The 1,622-nt window shown below is 60.9% G+C and carries 1 protein-coding gene and 1 pseudogene; both read left to right on the plus strand.

Annotated elements, in window-relative coordinates; genetic code table 11:
• Positions 1 to 21 precede the first annotated feature (21 nt).
• Positions 22 to 381 (plus strand): annotated as a pseudogene (locus K206_RS39765) (transposase); the annotation flags it as partial.
• 835 nt (positions 382 to 1,216) lie between these two features.
• Positions 1,217 to 1,480 (plus strand): hypothetical protein, encoded by a 264-nt coding sequence (locus K206_RS39770; RefSeq protein WP_231401710.1) that lies wholly within the window; start codon positions 1,217 to 1,219, stop codon positions 1,478 to 1,480.
• Positions 1,481 to 1,622 lie beyond the last annotated feature (142 nt).

Consider the following 1,622-nt stretch of genomic DNA (forward strand, 5'->3'; position numbering starts at 1 on the left):
CACTGAAAACGAGGAGACCCCTGCGTGGCCGCCTTGCGCGAGGCGGCGGCGCGTTGGGGTGCGCCGGAGATCGTGAACACCGATCAGGGCAGCCAGTTCAGCGGCGCCGAGTTCGTCGCCGAGGTCCAGCGCATGGGCGCACTCCAAAGCATGGACGGCAAAGGCTGCTGGCGCGACAACGTGTTCGTCGAGAGACTGTGGCGCAGCGTGAAGTACGAGGACGTGTACCTGAAGGCCTACGAGAGCGTCAGCGTCGCGCGGCAGAACCTGGCAGCGTACTTCGAGTTCTACAACGCGCGCCGGCCTCATCAAAGCCATGACGGTCGCACACCCGACATGATCTACTTCACGCACCTGCCCGCGCTGAAGGAGGCTGCGTGAAAGGTTGAGCCATGAGTACATGGCTCAACCAGGGCGCCTCCGGCGGCCTGGCAGGGGCCTGAAGACAAAGAATCAAACCGCAGCCAATCCACTTATCTCAGGCCGCTGCGTGTTCAAACAAGCGGAGCCGGCTCTCTCCACCACAAGGGGCTGGCCCAGACTACGTGCCATGCGTTCACTGAGCACTCGCGCGATGCCATCCATCGCGCCCCCGGGGGGAAAGGGAACGATCCACTTTATCGGCTTGCTCGGGTAGCCCTCGGTCTGCGCCAATGCGGAGTTACCGGCGAATAGACATGCGGTCGCGACCATTGCCATCAAGCACGAGGTCCGGCGGTTGAACATGGAAGTTTTTCTCATGCGCCGATCGTCGATCGTGCTCGTGAGCGGAGTCCAATATCGTTTTAGTCCCTTTCCTTACCTTGTAAGTATCGGAGTCGCTTGTCCTTGGTGCCTAGGCGCTTTGTCGCATGAGGCCCAGCTGACTCCGAGCACCCTTGCGAGCGCGTGTTTTGCTCCGCTAGAGCAAGGCCACGCTTCGATCCGCCGTTGCGCGCCCTCCGACACCGCCAAATAGCTTCTCCGCACGCCATCAGTCCTCATGGAACAGGACCGTGATTGCCGATGTAGAGGCTGCGGCACCGATCACAGGAGCAATTCGCAGTTCCGATCAACTGCCACTCGCTGCACGATTGCATCGACTCCACAGGCTCCTCAATCTCCAGATGAATGGCGGGTCTCACGCCAATCCCACGGCGAAAGGCGCCAGGAAGGATTGTTCGAAGAAGGGAACCTGCTGGCATCCAGCCTCGTGTTGCCTCGATACGGTGTCAACATGCTGCAGCTTGAGGTGCAGATCCACGTTCTGCTGGTCGCCTTCCTGGCCATAAAGCACTGCGGGCGCGTCGTGCCAACGATCTCTGAAGACGTCCAGGAAACCTGCTTGCGGCGACTGACAGCGACGATGCAGTTCACCGAGGGCGTGCCGCCAGACCTCGTCGAACAGATGATCACGAAGTTCTGCCCGGCCACCCCGAACGCTACCTGCTCGCGTTCGTGTACGGCTAACCTAAGTTTCATGAACAACCTCATCTGTTGATCGTGGATGTGACGTCCAGGCACGGAAAGCGGCCTCGCAAGATCGATAAACCTCTTACATACCTGATCCACCGCGATCACCGACAAGGTGCCCCGCAGGGACCTGTCGCCGGCGTGGGCGGGAGCTCGTCGGGCTACGCCCG

The sequence above is a fragment of the Cupriavidus sp. WS genome (assembly GCF_000395345.1).
In the GTDB taxonomy this organism is placed as follows: Bacteria; Pseudomonadota; Gammaproteobacteria; order Burkholderiales; family Burkholderiaceae; genus Cupriavidus; species Cupriavidus basilensis_B.